At 45.3% G+C, this 19330-nt stretch carries 14 protein-coding genes and 1 pseudogene; 6 read left to right on the forward strand and 9 right to left on the reverse strand.

Features of this window, described 5'->3' with window-relative positions; all coding sequences use genetic code 11:
* Window positions 1-250: 250 nt before the first annotated feature.
* The 3 genes from yidZ to ampC form a co-directional block, all read right to left on the reverse strand.
* A complete protein-coding gene (gene yidZ, locus AACV20_RS00395) occupies window positions 251-1207 on the reverse strand; it encodes an HTH-type transcriptional regulator YidZ (RefSeq protein ID WP_017050004.1) in 957 nt (318 codons plus the stop codon).
* Window positions 1182-2390 (reverse strand): MFS transporter, encoded by a 1209-nt coding sequence (locus AACV20_RS00400; protein ID WP_170907784.1) that lies wholly within the window; start codon window positions 2388-2390, stop codon window positions 1182-1184. Before AACV20_RS00400 ends, yidZ begins: the two co-directional genes overlap by 26 nt.
* A gap of 277 nt (window positions 2391-2667) precedes the next feature.
* A complete protein-coding gene (gene ampC / locus AACV20_RS00405) occupies window positions 2668-3825 on the reverse strand; it encodes a class C beta-lactamase (protein ID WP_170907755.1) in 1158 nt (385 codons plus the stop codon).
* 142 nt (window positions 3826-3967) lie between these two features.
* Here ampC and AACV20_RS00410 point away from each other — a divergent pair, with 142 nt between their 5' ends.
* Window positions 3968-4837: a LysR family transcriptional regulator gene (locus tag AACV20_RS00410; RefSeq protein ID WP_019282654.1), complete on the forward strand. Its 870-nt coding sequence runs from the start codon at window positions 3968-3970 to the stop codon at window positions 4835-4837.
* 565 nt (window positions 4838-5402) lie between these two features.
* Window positions 5403-7103, forward strand: coding sequence for a methyl-accepting chemotaxis protein (locus AACV20_RS00415; protein WP_019283284.1), 1701 nt, complete (start codon window positions 5403-5405; stop codon window positions 7101-7103).
* 67 nt (window positions 7104-7170) lie between these two features.
* On the opposite strand, the gene AACV20_RS00420 is transcribed toward AACV20_RS00415, so the two are convergent.
* From AACV20_RS00420 to AACV20_RS00430, 3 genes are all read right to left on the reverse strand, one after another.
* Window positions 7171-8001 carry a TerC family protein gene (locus AACV20_RS00420; protein WP_017050009.1) on the reverse strand — a complete coding sequence of 277 codons (831 nt, stop codon included), beginning with the start codon at window positions 7999-8001 and terminating at the stop codon, window positions 7171-7173.
* Window positions 8002-8267: 266 nt separating this feature from the next.
* The gene (locus AACV20_RS00425; protein WP_170907756.1) at window positions 8268-8990 is read right to left on the reverse strand and encodes a ParB-like protein; all 723 of its coding nucleotides are present in this window, start codon (window positions 8988-8990) and stop codon (window positions 8268-8270) included.
* A 487-nt stretch (window positions 8991-9477) separates the two neighbouring features.
* Window positions 9478-9969, reverse strand: coding sequence for a MarR family winged helix-turn-helix transcriptional regulator (locus AACV20_RS00430; protein ID WP_094133836.1), 492 nt, complete (start codon window positions 9967-9969; stop codon window positions 9478-9480).
* 113 nt (window positions 9970-10082) lie between these two features.
* On the opposite strand from AACV20_RS00430, the gene AACV20_RS00435 reads away from it, so the two are divergent.
* Together AACV20_RS00435 and tnpA are read left to right on the forward strand one after the other, a co-directional pair.
* Window positions 10083-10976: an EamA family transporter gene (locus tag AACV20_RS00435; protein ID WP_170907757.1), complete on the forward strand. Its 894-nt coding sequence runs from the start codon at window positions 10083-10085 to the stop codon at window positions 10974-10976.
* Between the two features lie 556 nt (window positions 10977-11532).
* Window positions 11533-11988 (forward strand): annotated as a pseudogene (tnpA, locus tag AACV20_RS00440) (IS200/IS605 family transposase); the annotation flags it as partial.
* A gap of 186 nt (window positions 11989-12174) precedes the next feature.
* Here the strand turns inward: tnpA and gcvP are convergent.
* The 3 genes from gcvP to AACV20_RS00455 form a co-directional block, all read right to left on the reverse strand.
* Window positions 12175-15054, reverse strand: coding sequence for an aminomethyl-transferring glycine dehydrogenase (gene gcvP / locus AACV20_RS00445; protein ID WP_094147870.1), 2880 nt, complete (start codon window positions 15052-15054; stop codon window positions 12175-12177).
* An 81-nt stretch (window positions 15055-15135) separates the two neighbouring features.
* A complete protein-coding gene (gene gcvH, locus AACV20_RS00450) occupies window positions 15136-15516 on the reverse strand; it encodes a glycine cleavage system protein GcvH (protein ID WP_013868476.1) in 381 nt (126 codons plus the stop codon).
* A gap of 57 nt (window positions 15517-15573) precedes the next feature.
* Window positions 15574-16881, reverse strand: coding sequence for a serine hydroxymethyltransferase (locus tag AACV20_RS00455; RefSeq protein WP_170907758.1), 1308 nt, complete (start codon window positions 16879-16881; stop codon window positions 15574-15576).
* Between the two features lie 392 nt (window positions 16882-17273).
* On the opposite strand from AACV20_RS00455, the gene AACV20_RS00460 reads away from it, so the two are divergent.
* Both AACV20_RS00460 and gcvT read left to right on the forward strand, forming a co-directional pair.
* Window positions 17274-17897, forward strand: a complete 624-nt coding sequence (locus AACV20_RS00460) for a helix-turn-helix domain-containing protein (protein ID WP_010320321.1) — start codon at window positions 17274-17276, stop codon at window positions 17895-17897.
* Between the two features lie 290 nt (window positions 17898-18187).
* Window positions 18188-19321, forward strand: coding sequence for a glycine cleavage system aminomethyltransferase GcvT (gene gcvT / locus AACV20_RS00465; RefSeq protein ID WP_026028185.1), 1134 nt, complete (start codon window positions 18188-18190; stop codon window positions 19319-19321).
* The last annotated feature ends 9 nt before the right edge of the window (window positions 19322-19330 follow it).

Raw genomic sequence — 19330 nt, forward strand, 5'->3', positions numbered from 1 at the left:
TGACCAGTCTTCGTTACATTGTCAGACTCGCTACTTTATTCAGAGTCCTAGGTTCATCTGGTGATACAGATGGTTCACACATTAAGCGGTGAACAGCGCTTCATACGACCTCACGTCGCACGCCCCATAATGAGTAGAAAGCGCTATCAGAGTAGAGGGAAGCGTTCTAAATTGGTGGTACCAAAACTAATGGGAGTCCCTACCTAACCTCAATGATTTAGCGGGAGCTGTTCATATGTCACCTGAACATTCAATTTATGCTATACAAGCTTTTTATTGTCTCCCTTAACCATACGATTTTAGGATTCTGATTATTGCGCTTATGCCAGATCATCGTAAATGGAATCAGTAGCTTATGCTGATATTCTTGCGAAATTGGAATGGGTAGCGATACCAAGTTAGGGTGCAGTTGTTCACAATATCGCTGACAATACTTGGGTGCCGTGGTTAACATTAGATGGCTGGGCTTCTCTGCTACAAACAGCGCTTGTTCGAAGCTTGCCATCGTTAGGCTAACATTGCGCGTATGTCCCTGCTCAGCCAAAATCTCATCCAGCGCCCAGCTGTCGTTCTTCTCCCATGTAACATTGATATGGGCGTAGCTTAAGAAGGTCTCCAAGTTCCATTCCTGCTCAATCGCTGGGTGGTCTTTTCGGATATACACCATAGGCAGGTCGGAAAATAGAACTTCAAAATTGATGAAATATGGCAGCAGTTCTAGCGACTCCTTAGATCGAGGGTGGCTCTCTCGCCCCGTAAAACCGATATCCACTTCACCGCGCGTAATCGCGTCTAATGAATCGTAATCCCAATTGTGATACTTCACTTTAGAATTGGGATACGTGTCATGAATTCGTTTAGTCAGCTCATCCACCATAATGAGTGACAATGGCGACTCGACACCAAGGTGAAACTTCACACCACTCGGCGCATCATCACCTTGTCGTGATGCAATCTGATTACCGATTTGCATCCAGTCTAACAAGCTTTCTTGCATGCTCGTCGCAAGCGTTGTTGGTTTAAGTCCCAGCGGCGTGTTCACAAATAAAGGGTCGTCAAACCAATCACGTAATTTAGCCAGTGACTTACTCACCGATGAGGGTGTTACATTCAGCTTTTTCGCCGTTTTCGTGACACTTTGCTCTTGCAAGAGCAACTGCAGAGTGAGCAATAAATTGAGATCAAGTCGGGCAAGAGATTTCTTCATGGCTTTCACTAACATTATGATATGGAAACAATACTATTAGAGAGAGGCCAATTACGCCACTCGCGACCAAGGCAATGATTAATATCATTACTGCCGAGAGGCCTAAAAGCGCCATCAACCAGATAAATATTGCCGAACACGATACCTGAGCAATACCAAGCACGGAGCTTGCTAACCCAGCTTTGCGAGAGAACAAACTGAGTGCTTGACTCATTGCCACGCCAAATCCCATTGAAAAGCCCATGCTGATTAAGGCGAACCCAGCCATATAGAGCGTCGAGTTATCACCATTCAAGTGAGCCGCAAGAATGACGATAACCGACAGCAAAATGGTTACCTGAGCTAAAAACATTAATGTCGTTTGTTTGAAGTAAGAGAGGGCCACAGGCGCTGAAAATGACGTTACCATACCCACCATGGCAAGCAGTGCCATCGCAGCAGAATACTCAACTCTTGTAAGGCCAAGAATATCCATAACAATCATCGGTGAGGTATTCACATAAGAAAGAATCGCAGTCACACCCAAGGATGTGTAAACAACGCGCGAGATAAAGAAACGATTAAACAGTGACTCATTTGAACCGTCATTCGCAGTGATAAAGTGACGCTCATTTTTAGGTAAGGTTTCCTTCAATACAAAGCAAGCTATCAAACCTATTGCTATCCCCATCAGTGCCATGGCAGTGAACAGCACAGGCCATGGAAACTTAATCATGATCAGATTACCGATAACAGGTGCTAGCACGGGAATAGAACAAGTTATGCCATTAAGCATTGAAAGCACTTTAGCCCGCATTTGGTCATCTAAGGTATCACGCAAAATAGCGAAGGCTACAACGTAGCAACATGCCGCTCCAACGCCTTGGAAGAAACGCATAACTAGGAAGCTATCACTGGTTTCCGCTGAACCCGCCAACGTCGAAGCAAGCGAGAAGATCACTGCCCCACACATGGCGACAGGTTTACGGCCAAAATGGTCAGCAGCTCGTCCTACAAACACCATAGTAGAAGCCATACCCGCAAGATAAACAGAAAAGGCGATATGAAGTTGGGATTCACTTGCAGAAAGATCGTTGGCAATTTGTGGCAAGGCAACCAAATAGAGATCGATGGCAGTGGGATAGAGCAGCACAAAGGCAAAGCTGCATAGCAGATATCGGGATACATTAGCCGCTGGTTTCATGGTGGTCTCGTAAGTGGTTGGGTTTACGAGGATAATATGAGACATCTCTGAACTTGGCGCGTTACCTTTATGACAACAGGTATTTCCATTTACTACATTAGTAAATGAAATGTGTTGGTATGTCAGGGATTTACGTTAGTAAGGCCCCCTGTTTTTCATACATGCTTGATTTTTCCTTGAGCTACTACGCCTTTTCTGTTTATTGGTTCAATAAACAAACATTCATGCTCACCAACCGCGAACATGAATGTTCAGGCTTTATCTAACCTAGTTGCGCTTACTGTTCTAGTCCTGCCTGCAGAATACGGAATGCCGCTTTCACTCGTTCCTGATTTGGGTAGTTTTTATTGGCAAGAATCACGATACCCGATTCTTTGCTTGGAATGTAGACCACGTAAGCACCAAACCCACCAGTCGAGCCTGTTTTGTTGACCCATACTTCGTTCGTTGGTGGTGTCGGCGGCGTGTTTATCTGGATTGTTTGAGGCTTAATGATTACGTCCGTCGAATTGCCTTCTAAAAGGGCACTGAGCTGACTGGGATACGGGTACATCTCCCACGCCAAACCTTGCATAAAAGTACTGGACTGATAGAAGCCAGTCCTGTTATTGACCAGTGCTTGTTGCATATCGGTTGCGACTACGGCCAACCCCAGATTAGCTTTGATGTACTGTGCCATGTCCGAACTGGTGGACTTGACTCCATACGCCTCTGCATCCAGTACGCCCGGATTCACTCTCACGGCTTCGCCGTTCGCGTTATAGCCAAACGCATACTCTTTCATTTTGTTATCCGGCACATGGATGTAGGTATTGGACATACTCAGTGCTGGGAACACATTTTTTTCCATAGCAGACACGTAGTCCTCTTTCAGGCTTAATGCGGCTATATAGCCAAACAAACCGATACTGGGGTTCGAATAGACTCTTTTAGTGTTGCTTGGGTACACTTCGTCCCAATTTCGATAGTACTGAACCATATCCTGATTGTTTTTCACCGTATCTGGAAACTGCAACGGCAACCCGCCTGCGATGTACGTTCCTAACTCTTGCAAGGTTCGTGCACCGATGGTGCTGCCTTTTAGTTCTGGCATGTGTTGCTCCGCAGTATCCGTTAACGACAGTTGCCCCTTCACCTGCGCGTAGCTCGTCAATGTGGCTGCGAATGTTTTACTGACAGAACCCAACTCAAAAATCGTCGCTTCAGACACAGGCTGGTTTTGCGCTGTATCAGCCACACCGTAATTGTAAAAATACGTCTTCCCCTCAACGACAACACCAAACGCCATACCCGGAATATGATAGTTCTGCATCAATGCTTGAGCCTGTTTATCGACCTCGTTTTTTAATTTTTCTCCCACCCCAGCCGCGCGAACGTTAGGCGCAAACAACATAGCCAGAGCTATTGTATTGATGGTTAGTCTTCTTACACACATTGAAGTTAATCTCTCCATTTATAAGTTTTACTTATTGTTTTTAATATATATCACCATAGGACACGCTAATCATAAAAATAGATTTATAAGAGAACAATGTGTTAAAACTAAATCCAGCCATAAGTTTAACTAAGATCTAATCATGAACATCACACATTTACCGCTGAATGCACTGAGGGCATTTCTTATCTCTGCTAAGCATTTAAACTTCACAAAAGCAGCTATCGAGCTCTGTGTCACGCAGGCGGCGATCAGTCAGCAGGTTAAGATGTTGGAGCAGCAATTGGGGGGAGCGCTGTTTTACCGTCTTCCGCGGGGATTAGCGCTGACCGATGAAGGAATGATGTTATTGCCGGTGGTTAAAAATGCGTTTGACAGTATGACCGATACGCTAGAGATGCTTGAACAAGGAATTCACCGAGAAGTGGTCAGTGTTGGTGTTGTGGGCACCTTCGCTCTGAACTGGTTGCTCCCAAGAATTAAAGACTTTAATGAACGTTTTCCTTATATCGATGTCAGAATCTCGACCAACAACAACGTGGCAGATCCCGTGTCCGAAGGGCTGGACTTCTTTATTCGTTATGGCAAAGGCAGATGGCATGCGACCGAAGCAGAGCATTTGTTTCCTGCCCCTTTAACCGTGCTTTGCAATAAAACGATCGGCCATCACTTAGAGAAACCGCAGGACATTCTGGGCTACACTTTGCTCCGTTCATATAATCCTGAGGAGTGGTCGTTGTGGTTTCAACAAGCCCGTATATCGCTACCTAAGTCCAGGCTCAATAGCATTACCTTTGACTCATCCATTTCGATGATTGAAGCAGCAATTCAGGGACTAGGGATTGCATTAGCGCCTCCCGTTATGTTTGAAAAGGCACTCATTGAAGAGAAGCTCATTCAACCCTTCGATATCTTTCTCGACAGCGGATCCTACTGGCTAACAAGACTCCAAAGTCAAACTGAGACCAAAGCGCAGACTCTATTCAAGCAGTGGATCCTGGAGTGTTGCTGATGGTGAACGGGTATTAATTCTGAAACGTCCAGCTGTCAGGCCATCAAAATAGCGGACATCGATGTTAGCCACCTATGGGATCAAACATCCGAGAGTTCACTGCCCGAAGATCACTATCCCACGCTTCAGTTGTGGTATAGCGCGTGACGCAACCGCATGGATTACAGTGCTTAAAGCTAATGCACTTGCCTCCATATTCGTAACTCCCTAGACCAAACTGCTTGACTTTAGTGAATGAGAATAGTTGGCTATCTCAAATAGAGGTTGTTTGCCATACATCTACTAATTTATTGAGAGCTGGTAATTTCTCGTGAATGTGTAGAGCGCATCTAACGCAGTAAGCCTTGTTCCCTATCTTAAAGCCCGAACCCAAGCGTTCGGGCTTTTTCTTTAACACACTGACTGATAAGTAAAAGCAGAGTTTTCTACTCGCTTGAACAGATATGACCTCTAGTTACTTAGTATTAGAAATAGTGTGCTTTAGGTTTTACTCAACTATCTTTAACAGCATAACAATATTCATATAAACGAATGGCTTTAATGATTGTGTTTGGAGAGCGCATTTATGCAGTGGATTAAAGACTTATCGATTACCCAAAAAATGATTTCGCTAATTACGCTAATGCTGTGCCTAATTGTTGGTGTTGCAAGCTTTAGCGCTTTAAAAATGAATCGTATTGCGCTCGAAATTGAAGAAATCGCGGATGAAAGTATTCCTTTAATCCGGTTGACGTCGGATATCACCATCAAACAGTTGGAAAGCTCGATCGTGTTAGAAAAGGCTTTTCGACTGACTAAAATCCCTGTCGAAGGCAACTCACAAGCGCTGAAAGACCTTACTCAGAAGACAGAAAACATCGCAAAAGTGTTGGAGTCTGAATTGACACAAGCGAAGCAAATACTTAGTGATGCAAAGAAGCATCGTCAAGCGAAGGGTGTTGATCAAGAGAGCCAAAACCGATACCAAACATTTGAAGCGTTAGAACGTTCTTATCACCAGTATGAGGTGGCTTTATTTCAATTACTCAAGCGCTTAAATAGTAATGAGCCAGTAGAACAACTTGCGCCGCAAGCACTCGCACTAGAAAATATGCAAAAGTCATTTAATACCGAAATTGAACATTTTCTACGCGATTTAGAGCAAAAAACAGCAACCTCTATTCTCATTACTGAGGATGAAGAACACAGAGCATTGCAGGGCACAATAACATTAGCTGTCGTTTCGATAATTCTTGGCCTTGTTATGGGGACGTTACTCAGCCGTCAAATTGTTCGCTCTGTGCTAAAAGTGAGAAATATAGCGGCTAAAATGGCAAATGGTCATTTTGATCAGCACATTGTGCCAGAGTCAAAAGATGAGATAGGCCAGTTGACGCAAAGTATGAACACCATGGCGGACTCGTTGAGTAAAACCGTTGGTGAGGTGATTCAAAGAGCAAACAGCATTGCAGGGCTGGTGACGGAATTAAATGTGTTGGCAGAGAATAACCGTAAAGCGATGCTTGTACAGCAAGAGAGCACTCAGCAAGTTGCGGCTGCAATGGAGCAAATGGCATCAACGATTACAGAAGTGGCGAGTAATGCTGAAGGTGCCGCGGAGTCGACTACTCGTGCAGATAACAGCGTTAAAGCGGCTTGTGAGACGACGGATGTGACACAAAAAATCTCCCATCAATTGGTGATTAACGCGGCTAACTCACAGAAAATGATCTTAGAGTTACAAGACAGCACACATAAAATTCAGAATTTCGTTTCAGTAGTTGATTCGATTTCAGAGCAAACCAATTTGTTGGCACTCAACGCTGCAATTGAAGCGGCAAGGGCGGGTGAACAAGGAAGAGGATTTGCGGTTGTGGCTGATGAAGTGCGCGCTTTGGCGTCTCGCAGCCAAGAAGCGACTCATGAAATCAGCAGTTTGATCCAAGTGTTGGTGAATAAAGCTCAAATTGCTGCAAAATCGATAGAAGATAATGACCAGCAGATCAGCGAATCATCAACACTCGTCGATAGTGCAAAAGCTCAGCTCTATTCGATAGCGGGAGCGTTAGACGAACTGATGCAATCGAACTTGCAAGTCGCCTCCGCCAGCGAGCAGCAAGCCGTGAGTGCTGAAGAAGTCAGCCAAAATTTGTTGGGTATTCGTGATTCAGGCGACAAAGTATTAGTGAGTACAGAAGAAACCGCTAACGCTAGTAATGATTTATCACAGCAAGCCAATGATTTAAAAGCGTTAATGAGCCAATTTAGTGTGCGTAAATTAGCTTAACGTCAATAGTATTAGGATAGAAGAAAGGGCGACGTTGCTGTTCGCCCCTCTGATATTAATTATCTCTTCAATGCGCTGAGGACTTTGACCTTAGTAAAGGCATGGGCCTTTTTAACGAATATGGTTTTGACGTATGTAGCTTTGACGTAGACGTATATAGCTTTAACGGACGTAACTGCTTAATCTGGATTGCTTGTTTCTTCGCCCATTGAATATGACAAATCTCCATTGCCAAACCAAACGCCATCGCAAAATAGACGTAGCCTTTATTGATGTGCAGCTCAACACCTTCCGCGATTAACAAACCGCCCAGCATCATTAAAAACAGTAATGCCAGCGTTTTAAAACCCGGATAACGGGTGACTAAGGCGTTAATGCGCGCTGCGGTTAATATCATGATCACCGCAGACGCTAAAATGGCCGCGACCATGATAGGAATGTCGTTAGTTAGACCCACCGCAGTGATTACCGAATCCATGGAAAATACCGCGTCAACCGCGACAATTTGCAGTAATACGACCGCAAGGCCAGCACTTACTGTCGTCGTATGTGAATGCTCATCAGGCATTAGCCAGTTCCACAACTCTTTTGCTGCTTTGAATAACAGAAAAGCACCGCCGAAGATGAGGATAAAATCTCGTCCAGATAATTCGTTGCTAAACCAAACGACTATCGGTGCAGTTAATGACATCAGCCAACTGATAGAAAAAACCAAACCAATCCGAGCGGTAACTGCTAACAAAATGCCTAAGTTACGCGCAAGCGGCCGCTGCTGAACGGGGAGTCGTTCACATAAGACGGAAATGAACACTACATTATCAACGCCAAGAACCACTTCTAAAGCAAGCAGTGTGGCAAATATCGCCCAAGTTTCGGGTAGTAGGAAGAGTTCTAACATGTGGCCTCCTTAAGTAAGGGGGCACGGTGAAGGGGGGAATCAGTAAATATTGGTCGCCTGAAGGGGTCGTCCATTGTCAATAAAAGCCTCTGTTGCTAGGGAAGCGACAGTAAATCATTGACTGAACCACAAGACAAGAGGGCGATTTGTAACAAAATACATATTCATCTTATCGAACAACGCCCTGCGAGCTATTTGTTCGCTCGCAGGCTAATTGTATCTTCAAAATGATGAATCTTATTTAAATCTCGCTTTGCGATAGAATCTTAGTTTGTCGTGTTGATGAGGTGGCGCATAGTTGAACACTGCTCTCCGGGGTAACCAGGCAGAGCCTTAGCGGCTGAGCTACATGCCAGTTGTGCCGCTTGTTCGAGTCGTTCTGGGAGCGTACTCGCATTGACTGGCACCCAATTCATTTGCTCCCCAAGCCAGCTAGCCCAAGCAAACTCAACAAAATAAACCTGTTCATGCTTGCTGTAATAACCGGCATCTTGTAGTTCACCAGCCAAAGAGCGGTAGGGGTAGTCGGATAGCTTACTTATGTGTGCAGGTAATTGATCGGGAGTTAGCGGGGCTCCTTTTTCATCGCGCAGCCATGTCCAGTGGTTGCCTTGCATGTCTTGCCAAAAGCTCACCTTGTTGTCGAGGTGAGCAAGGATGTGGACGGTCACCTCTTTCACACCTTGCTGCCAAAGCGCCTTAGTTAGATGATGTCGGTCAACCAACCAATACTGGCCATCAGCATCTACGATTACCGGAATCTTTTTCTTTTTCATGTACTTCTTAAGTTGTGCTGGGCTTTTTGTCGCCAGTTTGGCTTGTGTTTTATCAACTTGTTGTTGACCAACCCCGGCCTGAGTGGGGTGTAGCTGATTAATATCCAGGCTGCACCAGTCCCCTATGCCACTGTCTGTCCCGCAAGGAGCGAGTGCCCATGCTCCCTGACTGATGATTGCGGCGGCAAGCAATATCCATCCTTTGCTCAACATACTATTCCTTTTGAATGATGACGGTACCAATGCAATCAAATGCATTGTTGAGTATTCAATATGTAAAAGTGAAAGTTTAGCCTTCACCGACCTTCTGCCTTGCATTGTAGGAGTTTGAAGCCTAACGGTACAGAAAACATCGATAAGGTGTTGGAGAATTGATCAGTCGGTATATAGTTTGATAAAAATCATAGTGTTACAGTGATGGCGTAAAGTTATAACTTTGAATGAATGCATTAACGTTTATCATTTTGAGTGTGTTTCAGAGTCGAGTGATTAGAGAGCCGTCAACACACTTTTGCCCCATTATGTTCCTCCCCCTTTCAGGGGGAGGTTAGGAGGGGGTGCTGCTAGCGACGAACCAAGAAACACCCCTCCCCTTGAAGGGGAGGGAATTAGTTTCGTGAGCGTTGAGAGTATGCTATTTATGATGAGCGATATAGTTTGCTGAAACATGTGATATCCACTACAACCCCCAAAATTCTCTTTATTCGTTTTCCTCATAAATCAATACCTTGCGTAGTAAATCAGCAAGTTGATCTTGTTCTTTTTTAGTCAATACATTCAGCATTTTATCCATGTTTTCAACATGATCGTTTAACGCAGTATCAACACACTTAACACCTTTTGAGGTCAAAGTGACTTTGCAGCTTCGTCGGTCGTGTTCGCTATAAATACGCCCTACCAATCCTTTTTTTACTAACTGATCTAAACGCGTACTTACAGCGCCTGAAGAAAGCATGAGTGTCTTATATAACTCTGTTGGTGTAATACCGGAAGGATCGCTTCGACGCATCGTTGCTAAAATATCGAACTCGATGCTGCTTAACCCATGTTCTTTAAACACCTTATCCATTTTACTCTTCCAGACATTACTGGTTCGACGTAAACGTCCAATGACTCCCATAGAAGAACAGTCCAGATCGGGTCTGACACTTTTCCACTGAATCAAAATGGAATCGACATTATCCAATGACATTTTATCTCTCCTATAAATATCTTACTAAAAAGATACTTGATCATAAGTTAAATATCCATTACTTTAAAGAAAGTATCTTTTACAAGAGATATTTTTAATTTGAAGGAATCATTATGAAAGGATTACATCAGATAAGGACAATCGGTTTGACCGCTATAGCGCCGATTGTCTGGGGAAGTACTTATATTGTTACCACTGAGTTGTTGCCAGCGGAGTCACCGTTGCTTGCATCAACAATTCGAGCTTTGCCGGCAGGTTTGTTTCTAGTCTTAATTAGCAAGACGTTACCTGATAGCAAGTGGCTGAGCCGTCTTGCGTTACTTGGCTTTTTAAATATTGGCTTGTTTTTCTACTGTCTATTCTTTGCTGCAACTTATCTACCTGGGGGGATGGCGTCGATAGTGATGTCTATCCAGCCTATGTTCGTACTCCTACTAAGCTGGAAGTGGCTAAAATCAGAGCTATCATCGCGTCAAATTTGGGCTAGTGTGGTTGGAATCTCAGGTATTGTCTTGCTGGTCATCAACAGTGCTGTACAGATCAATTTATTAGGAGTTGTTGTTGCTTCTATTGGTACATTAAGTATGGCTTCTGGGGTTGTATTAACAAAAAAATGGGAAAGACCTAGAGAGATAACTTTACTGAGTTTCACCGGTTGGCAACTGCTTTTTGGTGGGTTCATGCTGCTGCCAGTGGCCTTATGGGTTGAAGGGCTTCCTGAACATTTAAGTTTGTCAAATTATATTGGATATCTGTATCTGAGTGTAATAAGCGCAATTTTAGGCTACTCCTTATGGTTTCGAGGAATAGAAAAGCTGCCACCGGTTACCGTTTCTTTTCTCGGTTTTCTCAGTAGCGTATCTGCATGTGTGTTGGGTTATCTCATTCTCGATCAAACCTTAACTTGGCTTCAATTATTAGGGGCAATGTTTGTCCTAGTTGCTATCGCTTTGGCAGCCCCTCGTACAAATTCGTCATCTAATAATTTACTTTTAAAAAGGAACTAATATGAAGATTACAATTGTATCTGGCAGCCAGCGTGCAAACTCGCTTTGGACTAAATATTTTCTGAATAATTTGTTTTCAATAGCCAACTTCAAGAAGATCATTAGGTGAACCTCTCGAGGTCGAAGCTATTTCCTATATTCTTTATAGTTTAAATTATGCGAATTTAGTGGAAATAGTTCGTGTCGGTAACCCCATTTATGTCCGTACGACCTGAAGTCGTATTAAGTGTGGTTCTCCACGATAAGAGGGAATTAGTTTCGTGAGCGTTGGGTGTATGTCATTTATGATAATGGATGAAGTTTGCTAAAACAGTTTTGTCCAGAACCTTCACTGTGGGCACTTCGTAACTCACAATTGTCCAAAAATCGTTTTACAGCCTAACAAAAAGGCGAACTTCTCAGTTCGCCTTTATTGTATCGAGAAAACCCCCAGCTAGGCTGGGGGTTCCGTAAAGCTTACAGCTATAAGTCAGTTATATAACCCCTTTCAATTTGATAAAAACGTCTTGTGGTCTGGCAACTGCAAGAGTTAATTAAGAATTGAAAGGGGGTCCCAATGGGGGACGAAAAGAGCTTAGCGCATACGCGATGGAACTGTAAATATCATGTGGTTTTTGCACCTAAGTATCGAAGACAGGTGTTCTATGGTGAGAAACGAAGGGCAGTAGGCGAGATACTTAGAAAGCTATGTGAATGGAAAAACGTGAATATTATTGAAGCGGAATGCTGCGCAGATCATATTCATATGCTTTTAGAGATACCACCTAAGATGAGTGTTTCATCCTTTATGGGGTATTTGAAAGGAAAAAGTAGCCTGATGCTCTATGAGCGATTTGGTGATTTGAAGTTTAAGTACAGGAATCGGGAATTTTGGTGTCGAGGGTATTATGTCGATACGGTAGGAAAAAATACCGGCAAAATACAAAGTTACATAAAGCATCAACTAGAGCAGGGTAAAATGGGAGAGCAATTATCGATCCCGTACTCAGGTAGCCCGTTTACGGGCCGCAGGAATAGTCATATGCAAATGTCAGATCACTACGCGCCAGCTAGGGCGCTGCCAGTAGGAAAGCCTTATAGGCGCATATGAAAAACCACCGGCTATGCCGGTGGATACTTTTTTGAATATTGATAACAAAGTCAGTCACAACCAAAAAGATGATCATAAGTTGTGACGACGAGCTATCAACGTTAGCACCTACTCTTGGTAGTTATCGATACTTGGGCATGAGCAGACAAGGTTACGGTCGCCGTAAACGTTATCGACGCGGCTCACGGTTGGCCAGTATTTTGATGCCTTAGTATGAGCGGATGGGAAGCAAGCCGTTTCACGAGAATATGGATGAGCCCATGCTTCACTCGCGAGATCCGATTGTGTATGCGGCGCATTCACTAACGGGTTGTCGGCTAATGGCCATTCGCCTGATTGAACTTTCTCCATTTCGGCGCGAATCGCAATCATCGCCTCGCAGAAGCGATCCAATTCGGCTAAGTCTTCCGATTCGGTTGGTTCAATCATCAAGGTGCCAGCAACAGGGAATGACATCGTCGGTGCGTGGAAGCCATAATCCATCAAACGTTTAGCAATGTCTTCTTCGCTGATACCTGTCGCTTCTTTAAGCGGACGAATGTCAATAATGCATTCGTGCGCTACACGGCCGTTACTACCACGGTAAAGAATAGGGTAGTGTGGGCGCAGTCTTTCCATCACGTAGTTAGCATTTAAAATAGCGACTTGAGTCGCCGTGGTTAAGCCTTCTGCACCCATCATAGCAATATAAGCCCATGAGATAGGTAAAATAGAAGCGCTGCCTAAATCGGCCGCAGATACTGCGTGATCGCTGCCTTCAACTCCCCCTTCAATATGTCCCGGTAGGAAAGGCGCTAGGTGAGATTTTACACCAATCGGTCCCATACCTGGGCCGCCACCGCCATGAGGAATACAGAATGTTTTGTGCAGATTGAGGTGAGAAACATCAGAGCCAATAAAGCCCGGATTGGTTAAACCAACTTGCGCGTTCATGTTGGCGCCATCAAGGTAAACTTGGCCGCCCGCGGCGTGAACCATGTTACACACTTCTTTAACTTGTTCTTCGTAAACGCCGTGTGTTGAAGGATAAGTGATCATGATGCTAGAGAGGTTCTCTTTATGCTTCTCAATTTTGTCTGCGAGGTCTGCGATATCAACGTTGCCGTTATTATCACATTTCACGACCACCACCTTCATCGAAACCATTGAAGCGGTTGCAGGGTTGGTGCCGTGTGCTGAGCTCGGAATTAAGCAGACGTTACGGTGCCCTTCACCACGGCTTTTGTGGTAGCGCTGAATCGCTACAAGCCCTGCATATTCGCCAGAAGCACCGGAATTTGGTTGTAGCGAGAAGGCATCATAGCCTGTGATTTCACAGAGCTTTTCTTTTAAATCTTTAGCGAGAGCGGCGTAACCTGCGGCTTGCTCTTTCGGTGCAAATGGATGGATCGAACCAAATTCAGGCCAAGTGACAGGGATCATCTCCGCTGCGGCGTTCAGTTTCATGGTGCAACTGCCAAGCGGGATCATGCCGTGAGTTAATGAAAAATCTTTATTCTCAAGTTTTTTCAAATAACGCATCATTTGCGTTTCACTGTGATAGGTGTTGAACACAGGATGCGTTAGGAAGCGAGATTGACGACGGCAGTGTTCTGGAATCGCTGCAAATTCGTTGGCGGCAATTTCTGCCGACAGCGCGCTTACCGATTGCTTAATATCGAAAACCGCAAACAGGGTTTCAAGATCAGCGGTGGTGGTGGTTTCATCCAAACTGATGCCTAATTGGTCATCAAATCGGCGTAAGTTGATGTCGGCTTGCTGCGCTTTTGCGTACAGAGCTTGAGTTTGAGCGGCACTCTTTAAGGTAATCGTGTCAAAGAAGCTGTTATGCACCAATTCGTAACCCGCTTGAGTTAAGCCTGCCGCTAGAATTGCTGTCATATGATGAGTACGGCGCGCAATGGTGCGCAACCCTTCTGCGCCATGATAGACAGCATAAAACGAGGCCATATTAGCCAGCAGAGCTTGCGCGGTACAGATGTTCGAGGTCGCTTTTTCGCGGCGAATGTGCTGCTCGCGAGTTTGCATTGCCATGCGCAGTGCTGGGTTACCTTTAGCGTCAATCGACACGCCGATCACGCGGCCGGGCATAGTGCGTTTGTGCGCTTCACGCGTGGCCATAAAGGCGGCGTGTGGGCCGCCGTAACCCATAGGGACACCGAAACGTTGAGCTGAGCCAATCACGACATCCGCGCCCATTTCACCTGCTGGTTTCAGCAAGGTGCTGGCCAGTAAATCCGTGGCAACAGTGACCAAGATTTTATTGGCTTGCGCTTTAGCAATCAGGTCGCTTAAATCACGCACTTCACCTGTGGTGCTTGGGTATTGCAGCAGCGCGCCAAACACATCTTGCTCAGGCAATGAGTCGAGTGCGCCGATTTGTACCTCAAAACCGATAAATTCAGCGCGAGTTTTTACCACTTCAATGGTTTGTGGATGAACATCGTCCGCCACAAAAAAGACGTTACTTTTGCTTTTTCCTGCGCGTTTACACAGTGTCATTGCTTCGCCAGCAGCCGTTGCTTCATCGAGCAGCGACGCGTTGGCAATATCCATCGCTGTTAAATCCATCACCATTTGTTGGTAGTTAAGCAGCGACTCCAAACGACCTTGAGAGATTTCTGGCTGGTAGGGCGTGTAAGCCGTATACCAGCCCGGATTTTCCAGTACGTTACGCAAAATGACGTTCGGCGTGAAGGTGTTGTAGTAACCTTGACCAATGAACGTGCGTTTAATCTGGTTTTGATTGGCAAATACTTTCATCGAGCTGAGCATATCGGCTTCGCTTTTAGGCGCAGCAAGAGACATTGGGCTTTCTAAACGAATTTGCGCAGGAACGGTTTGTTCGATTAACGCGGCTAAGCTTTCGGCGTTAATCGCGTTGAGCATTTTTTGTTGATCGGCTGGGTTGGGTCCGTTGTGGCGTGCAACAAACTCATTTTCGGTACTTAACTGGCTAAGCAGTGGGCTGTGAAGTAATTCAGTCATTTCCTTTACCTTTTCAAAGATCGTGTGCGACCTTAAAAAAAAGCCGCCCATGCTGGGCAGCTTTGATCCGTGATGGGCTAATTAATCTTCTTCGATAGAGTTTTGGTACTCTTCTGCATTTTTTAGATTGTCGAGTTCAGAAGCGTCAGACATCTTCACTTTCACAATCCAGCCACCTTCATACGGTTCTTCGTTGATGAGTTCTGGGCTATCTTCTAACTCTTCGTTGATTTCAACGATGACACCTGTAATCGGTGCGTAAATATCTGAAGCGGCTTTGACAGATTCAACCAGAGAAAAACTGTCTCCAGCATCAATTTCTGTATCTACTTCAGGTAGGTCAACAAACACGACGTCACCAAGCATCTCTTGCGCATGCTCAGAAATACCGATGGTCACTGTGCCGTCACCGTTGTCGCGCACCCACTCGTGGCTATCTGCAAACTTCAGTGTATTGTCCATTGCTTTATCTCCAAAAAAGTATCGTATTAATTTGAACTTGTGTTTAATTTAAAAAGGTTATTGATAGAGTGGGAAGCGTTGGCACAGCGCTTTAACTTGTTTGCGCACACGTTGCTCAACATCACTGTTTCCTTCTGGGCTCACAACAAGGCCATCGAGAACATCGCCAATCCACTCACCGATGAGTTTGAATTCTTCACGACCAAAACCACGGCTGGTTCCAGCTGACGTACCTAAACGAATACCCGAAGTAATCATAGGCTTCTCGGTATCAAATGGGATGCCATTTTTGTTACATGTGATTCCTGCACGCTCTAATGCTTGTTCGGCTATATTCCCCTTCAGCCCTTTAGGGCGAAGATCAACAAGCATGAGATGAGTGTCAGTCCCGCCAGTCACAATGTCACAACCGCGAGTTTGCAATACTTCGGCGAGAACTTTTGCGTTATCGATCACCGAATCAATATAACGATGAAACTCAGGGCCTAACGCTTCGCCTAGTGCTACCGCTTTGGCCGCAATTACGTGCATTAACGGGCCACCTTGCAGGCCGGGGAAAACCGCCGAGTTAATTTTTTTGCTGATCTCTTCGCTGTTGGTCAAAACCATACCGCCTCGTGGGCCGCGCAAGGTTTTATGTGTGGTGGTCGTGACAACGTGGGCATGCGGCAATGGGCTTGGGTGAGCACCAGTGGCGACTAATCCGGCAATATGCGCCATATCGACCATTAAGAGCGCGCCCACTTCATCAGCAATGGCTCGGAATTTGGCAAAATCAATCACGCGAGGAATGGCAGAGCCGCCCGCAATGATCATTTTTGGTTGATGCTCTAACGCGAGGCTGCGTACATCATCATAATTGATTTCTAAGGTCGTGCTATCGACACCATATTGAATAGCATTAAACCACTTACCAGAGAGAGCAGGCCGAGCGCCATGAGTGAGGTGGCCTCCGGCATCCAGAGACATACCTAAAATCGTGTCACCCGGTTGCAGTAAAGCCAGCATCACCGCGCCATTAGCTTGTGCGCCTGAATGCGGCTGCACGTTGGCGTATTGACAATGGAATAGGGATTTTGCACGTTCAATCGCAATGGTTTCGACGGTATCAACGTGTTCGCAACCACCGTAATAGCGACGGCCGGGGTAGCCTTCTGCATATTTATTGGTGAGACAAGTACCTTGCGCTTGCATAACGGCTTTTGAAACGATGTTTTCTGAGGCGATCAGCTCAATTTGTTCATTTTGGCGCACGTATTCGGCTTGAATACCCGCAAAGACAGCATCATCAGTGGCAGCAAGGTTGGTAGAGAAAAAGCTCTCAAGGCAGTGGTTGGGGTAACTTTTGTTCACGTTGGCATTCATGGTAGATGACCTTCCAATAATCCGACGGATTGGCTAAACATTCCGTCATTCCTTTTTAGTGGCTGCCTTATCGTTAAGCCGTTGGGCGACAACAAAGCAGAGTGTCAGTTATCCTTAAACTGGATTGCAACCCCAACAATACGGGGTGAAAAGCCACTTAAACCTTGTTAAATCCCTAACCGCAATAAGTGGTAAACCGCATCTCTTTATCTAACAAGTCAGTAACATACTCTTTGACTTATAAACAATCAATCAAAAATTTCCTATAGGAAACATGGTTTCTTTTTTTGTAAGCAAGAGCACGCTTTATTTACGTTCAGCCTCTTTAACCTTGCGTTGGCTTTATGCCACAATGATGGCCGAAATCAGGAAGATAACAATCGAGGGAAAGCATGTCTGAAGACATTTATGATGAGTACCCATCGTTGACCTTGGCCAAGGAAACTGGTGAACAAACGATCGAACCGCTTAAGCTTGGGCAACGTATTAAAGAGATCCGCTCTAAGCTTGGGATTACGCTAGAAGAGGCGAGCCAGCGGACAGGATTAGCTCGATCTACATTGAGTAAAATCGAAAACGAACAGATTTCTCCAACCTACCAAGCGATGCAAAAACTCGCTCATGGATTGCAGATAGATATGCCTCAACTATTTGAGCCACCAAAGAAAATTGTGGCAACAGGTCGTAGGGATATTTCTCGTATTGGTCAGGGAAAGCCGCATCCCACCCCAACTTACGAGCATGAATTGCTCGCCACGCAGCTCTCTAATAAGAAAATGATGCCGTTTAAAAGCCGAGTGCGAGCTCGTGCTTTTGAAGAGTACAGTGACTGGGTTCGTCACGATGGTGAGGAGTTTTTGTTGATCCTCACGGGTGAAGTTTTGTTCTATAGCGAATTTTATGAACCGGTTCGATTGGCGGAAGGTGATAGCGTTTATTACGACGCTAACATGGGGCACATGCTGGTCTCTGTCAGCGAAGAGGATGCATTGATTTTGTGGGTTACGGCAAAATGAGTGTGAAACGCGAAGTTTCTTATAGTGACAGCAATCGTTTGCTATTTGTTGGCTTTGCCCTCCGTAGTGTGTTTTTAATCACTTTTAGCTCAGGCGATGCTAAGCATATCGCGACTTTTAATTGTGATTGGGTTGTTAATTTTGACAATTCATCTTGTTTTGAACTTGTTAATCCGTCCGAACGGGCGCATTCTTGTTCACTATTGGAAACATGGTTTCCTCTTCTTTGGACATAATAGCCAAAATTTGGTGGTGAATTCCCTGCTGGGTCGGCTGAAATGGAGATAAAAATGACTCAAGAACATGCAAATCAAACATTACTCACTACTCCTTTACATGCGCTGCACATCGAAGTTGGAGCGAAAATGGTGCCATTTGCTGGCTATGACATGCCCGTTCAGTACCCATTAGGGGTCAAGAAAGAGCATTTGCATACTCGCGAGGCGGCTGGTTTGTTTGATGTTTCGCATATGGGCCAACTTCGTTTGCATGGAGCCAATGCCGCGCAAGCATTGGAGTCATTGGTTCCGGTCGATATTATTGACTTACCAGCAGGCAAGCAGCGTTACGCCTTTTTCACGAATGCACAAGGTGGCATCATGGATGACTTGATGGTTGCTAACCTTGATGATCATTTGTTTGTTGTGGTTAATGCGGCTTGTAAAGCACAAGATATTGCTCATCTACAAGCACATTTGCCACAAGGTGTTGAGCTCGAAGTCATTGACGATCGCGCGCTGTTAGCGCTGCAAGGGCCAAAAGCCGCTGAAGTGTTAGCTCGCCTGCAACCACAAGTGATGACGATGCACTTTATGGATATTCAGCTGATGGACATCGACGGAGCTCAATGCATTGTCAGCAGAAGTGGTTATACCGGTGAAGATGGTTATGAAATTTCTGTACCAGCAGAACAGGCCGAAGCATTGGCGCGTAAACTGACTGCTTATGAAGAAGTGGAATGGATTGGTCTGGGCGCACGTGATTCACTGCGTTTAGAGTGCGGTTTGTGCCTTTACGGGCATGATCTCGATACCACCACAACGCCAGTTGAAGCGAGCTTGTTATGGGCGATAAGCAAAGTGCGTCGTGCTGAAGGTGAGCGTGCGGGTGGTTTCCCGGGCGCAGACATCATTCTTGGGCAGATCGAAAGCAAAGATGTTGCACGTAAACGTGTAGGTCTAGTGGGTTTAACTAAAGCGCCAGTACGTGAAGGCACGGAGCTATTTGACGCCGATGGCCAGCATATAGGCGTAGTGACCAGTGGTACAGCGGGACCGACGGCCGGAAAGCCCGTGTCTATGGCCTATATCCGAGCTGATTTATCAGCGATAGGCACCGAAATTTTTGCTGATGTGCGCGGAAAAATGCTGCCAATGGTGGTTGAGAAAATGCCGTTTGTGGCTCAGCGTTATTATCGCGGCTAAAGCATCATA

Origin of the sequence: Vibrio sp. B4-6, assembly GCF_963888245.1 — a bacterium.
GTDB lineage: Bacteria > Pseudomonadota > Gammaproteobacteria > Enterobacterales > Vibrionaceae > Vibrio > Vibrio anguillarum.

What these genes read in the sequence shown, in the direction of transcription:
- yidZ (WP_017050004.1), bottom strand. Translation starts at nt 1,207, where the DNA reads ATGAAGAAATCTCTTGCCCGACTTGATCTCAATTTATTGCTCACTCTG.
- AACV20_RS00400 (WP_170907784.1), bottom strand. Translation starts at nt 2,390, where the DNA reads ATGAAACCAGCGGCTAATGTATCCCGATATCTGCTATGCAGCTTTGCC.
- ampC (WP_170907755.1), bottom strand. Translation starts at nt 3,825, where the DNA reads ATGTGTGTAAGAAGACTAACCATCAATACAATAGCTCTGGCTATGTTG.
- AACV20_RS00410 (WP_019282654.1), top strand. Translation starts at nt 3,968, where the DNA reads ATGAACATCACACATTTACCGCTGAATGCACTGAGGGCATTTCTTATC.
- AACV20_RS00415 (WP_019283284.1), top strand. Translation starts at nt 5,403, where the DNA reads ATGCAGTGGATTAAAGACTTATCGATTACCCAAAAAATGATTTCGCTA.
- AACV20_RS00420 (WP_017050009.1), bottom strand. Translation starts at nt 8,001, where the DNA reads ATGTTAGAACTCTTCCTACTACCCGAAACTTGGGCGATATTTGCCACA.
- AACV20_RS00425 (WP_170907756.1), bottom strand. Translation starts at nt 8,990, where the DNA reads ATGTTGAGCAAAGGATGGATATTGCTTGCCGCCGCAATCATCAGTCAG.
- AACV20_RS00430 (WP_094133836.1), bottom strand. Translation starts at nt 9,969, where the DNA reads ATGTCATTGGATAATGTCGATTCCATTTTGATTCAGTGGAAAAGTGTC.
- AACV20_RS00435 (WP_170907757.1), top strand. Translation starts at nt 10,083, where the DNA reads ATGAAAGGATTACATCAGATAAGGACAATCGGTTTGACCGCTATAGCG.
- gcvP (WP_094147870.1), bottom strand. Translation starts at nt 15,054, where the DNA reads ATGACTGAATTACTTCACAGCCCACTGCTTAGCCAGTTAAGTACCGAA.
- gcvH (WP_013868476.1), bottom strand. Translation starts at nt 15,516, where the DNA reads ATGGACAATACACTGAAGTTTGCAGATAGCCACGAGTGGGTGCGCGAC.
- AACV20_RS00455 (WP_170907758.1), bottom strand. Translation starts at nt 16,881, where the DNA reads ATGAATGCCAACGTGAACAAAAGTTACCCCAACCACTGCCTTGAGAGC.
- AACV20_RS00460 (WP_010320321.1), top strand. Translation starts at nt 17,274, where the DNA reads ATGTCTGAAGACATTTATGATGAGTACCCATCGTTGACCTTGGCCAAG.
- gcvT (WP_026028185.1), top strand. Translation starts at nt 18,188, where the DNA reads ATGACTCAAGAACATGCAAATCAAACATTACTCACTACTCCTTTACAT.